4 protein-coding genes are annotated in these 3,567 nt (G+C 45.2%); 1 reads left to right on the top strand and 3 read right to left on the bottom strand.

Annotated elements, in window-relative coordinates:
* A partial coding sequence (locus tag F6K49_RS25350; protein ID WP_293101114.1) for a calcium-binding protein occupies positions 1-656 on the bottom strand: 656 nt, incomplete at its 3' end.
* A gap of 330 nt (positions 657-986) precedes the next feature.
* Complete coding sequence (locus F6K49_RS25345) at positions 987-1,130, bottom strand: hypothetical protein (protein ID WP_293101111.1); 144 nt, start codon at positions 1,128-1,130, stop codon at positions 987-989.
* 340 nt (positions 1,131-1,470) lie between these two features.
* Between F6K49_RS25345 and F6K49_RS25340 the strand changes: the two genes are divergently transcribed.
* Complete coding sequence (locus tag F6K49_RS25340; protein WP_293100753.1) at positions 1,471-1,620, top strand: hypothetical protein; 150 nt, start codon at positions 1,471-1,473, stop codon at positions 1,618-1,620.
* A gap of 288 nt (positions 1,621-1,908) precedes the next feature.
* Here the strand turns inward: F6K49_RS25340 and F6K49_RS25335 are convergent.
* Positions 1,909-3,567 (bottom strand): calcium-binding protein (locus F6K49_RS25335; RefSeq protein ID WP_293101108.1); only part of this gene is annotated, 1,659 nt, incomplete at its 5' end.

Genomic DNA, 3,567 nt, shown 5'->3' with positions numbered 1-3,567 from the left:
TCAATACCCTGATTGACGTATTCGGTGACCACATCCTTGGTGCTGTCAACCACATAGCTGTCATTGCCCGTGCCACCATACATCGTGTCACTGCCTGTACCACCATTCAGGTAGTCGTTGCCAGAGCTACCAGAGAGGATGTCATTACCAGCATTCCCATACAAGGAGTCATTACCTGAAGACCCCCAAAGGTAGTTGTTGTAACTGTTACCAGTGATGCTGTTGTTGAGGCTGTTACCGTAGCCGTAGTAAGCACTACCAGTCAGGGTCAAGTTTTCCAGGTTGGCTCCTAGGGTGTAGTTGATGGAGGAGAAGACTGTATCAATACCCTGATTGACGTATTCGGTGACCACATCCTTGGTGCTGTCAACCACATAGCTGTCATTGCCCGTGCCACCATACATCGTGTCACTGCCTGTACCACCATTCAGGTAGTCGTTGCCAGAGCCACCAAAGAGGCAGTCGTGGCCAGAGCCACCATAAAGGTAGTCGTTGCCAGAGCCACCATAAAGGTAGTCCTTGCCAGAGCCACCATAAAGGTAGTCCTTGCCAGCGTTACCAACGAGGGTATCGTTGCCACCTAAACCATAGATAGTGTCGTTACCAGAGCCACCATAAAGGTAGTTGTTTAAGTTGTTACCAGTGTAACTTCCCATGTCATTTGCTCCTGATCGATTGCAATTGTTTGAAAATTTTGGGATTGTTCGATTCGGAAAGATTCACCCTATTTGTCGGAGTTATATCCTGAAAAGTTTTTCAAGAAATACTCATTATTAATAGTGGAACTTAAGATACCCAGTTTATGGGTAATTCAAGGGTAATCTTGATCAACAATCCTGATGTTGACCGTTACATATTTCCAAAAACTCACAAAAATTTATCTGTTAGTAGCGTAAAAAACATGATTACTCAACGCTACTAAATCGTGATTTTATTGATAATATCTTGATTGATTAACAGGTCAGTTCATCTAACAATCAAGTAGATCAAGTCAATTCGTTGGCATTGGTTAACAATGGAATGATTTTAAGAGTAGGTGCGCGCCTCCAAGGGCGAGTAAATCGCCCTTGGGTCGCACCTGTGGAATAGGCATCTTGCCGTGGAATAGGCATCTTGCGTGGAACTGGCATCTTGCCAGTTTCAATATATTTTCGGGCGGGCAGGATGCCCACTCTACTCCTATTCATTCAAAGATTCAGCAACGCCAATTCCTTAGAACCTATCGACCCCTTGATTTATGGAGCACCATGAACTGATATATCGAATACAGATAGTTTTAACCTGGATCTAAGTATTTAGGAGTTCAATTAACTCTTGCTATTGATGTCTGACTTATCTCTAATCGGATTATAGATCTAACTCAGATAAAAATTATAACTTTTACAAAAAACTCACTAAACCTTTAACTATGTCAAGCTTTGATAAAGATGAGATGAAATTAGATATAGTAGTATTCAATACGGTGTGGAGATGGGTAAGCAGTTGGAGTTATTGCCAGGGGTGATCAGGTCAAGCCTAGGAGTAGCCCCAGGGCGGCTGAGTCTAAGGGCAAGTGGTCAAAGGAGGATGATCAGTTTTAAGTGGGATGATCAGGTGATCATGGAGTATTGTCGGGATTGATAGTGATTCCTGTGTAAAAATATTGCTTGAACAATATTACTTGAAGTTGGTATAAGCTGTATAATTAAGCTTAAGACTTACGAAGCCCACTAAACGTCGTAAGTCCTAAGATAATATATTCCTCAAAAGGTGATCGGGTGATCTGGTGATGGGGTGCTAGGTATGAATGCAACTTGGTACCAACACCCCTCTCACCAGGTATCCCATCAGCAGCTTTCCCCTAAACTCAGAAAGCGAGTAAAGCAAACAATCCTACTTGTCACCCGGTTAGATAAAGTGCCTTGGCGACTAGACTGAGATAAAGTCATTAGCCGTCAGTAAACCAATAGAATCGACATAAGCAATGTCTTCTGCACCTAAGCTAATGCGAGTACCGTTGGTAATAGAAACACCAGATATTGTACCTGTGAATGAGCTTAAGCTGTAATTGGACAATGACCCGGAAATCTGGATCTTGTCAGAGTCAGTTTCGCCAGCGAAGCTAAATCTGTCGAAATTGTCAATCACAGCGTAATCTAGACCAGCACCGTTGTAATAGATCGAGCCACGGGTGCCCAGGATAATCCGATCCCTGGCACCAAAATCACCAGGATCAAGGATATCAATTTCACCAACACCGTCGAGAATACTGTTAGTACCGTTAAGGGTATCTGAGCCGAAACCTCCAACTAGGGTATCGTTACCACCTGCGCCAGTGAGGCTGTCATTGCCAGAACCACCATTGAGGCTATCATTCCCGGTACCTCCAAAAAGAATATCGTTTCCAAAACCACCATTGATGGTGTCATTACCACCATTACCATCGAGACGGTTTGCGCCGCTGGTACCGATGATGGTCTCACCCCCCTGAGAGCCCTCGACGTTCTCAAAACTGCGAATCGTTTCGGTATTACCTCCAGAAACTGAGGTGGTCTCAGTTGCCAGGTTGATGGTGACCCCGGAACCAAATGTGACATTGGAATAATCGATAGTATCGATTCCTAGACCGCCATTGTGGATGTCGAAATTCACAAAATCGTCGTCGATTATCCGATCATTACCAGAACCACCATTGGTGGTGTCCACTCCCGAACCACCATTCAGAATGTCATTGCCAGCACCTCCATTCAAAGTATCGTTTCCAGCTCCACCATTGAGGCTATCATTGCCAAAATCTACAGTGGAATCATCACCCGTGAGGCTATCATTGCCACTGCCACCAAGTAGAGTGTCGTTTCCGGCTTCTCCCTGAAGTGTATCGTTGCCCGCACCGCCATCTAAAAGATCACCTATTAGATCAACAGTTCCTAGAGTATCGGAGTCCAGGGAATCATTACCACTACCGCCAATCAAGGTATCTGCTCCCCCTTGACCTTGAATAGTGTCATTACCACCATTACCATCGAGACGGTTTGCGCCGCTGGTACCGATGATGGTCTCACCCCCCTGAGAGCCCTCGACGTTCTCAAAACTGCGAATCGTTTCGGTATTACCTCCAGAAACTGAGGTGGTCTCAGTTGCCAGGTTGATGGTGACCCCGGAACCAAATGTGACATTGGAATAATCGATAGTATCGATTCCTAGACCGCCATTGTGGATGTCGAAATTCACAAAATCGTCGTCGATTATCCGATCATTACCAGAACCACCATTGGTGGTGTCCACTCCCGAACCACCATTCAGAATGTCATTGCCAGCACCTCCATTCAAAGTATCGTTTCCAGCTCCACCATTGAGGCTATCATTGCCAAAATCTACAGTGGAATCATCACCCGTGAGGCTATCATTGCCACTGCCACCAAGTAGAGTGTCGTTTCCGGCTTCTCCCTGAAGTGTATCGTTGCCCGCACCGCCATCTAAAAGATCACCTATTAGATCAACAGTTCCTAGAGTATCGGAGTCCAGGGAATCATTACCACTACCGCCAATCAAGGTATCTGCTCCCCCTTGACCTTGAATAGTGTCATT

It is taken from the genome of Moorena sp. SIO3I6 (genome assembly GCF_010672095.1).
The sequence above is the reverse complement of the archived record's forward strand: the minus strand, read 5'-3'. Positions and strand labels throughout refer to the sequence as shown.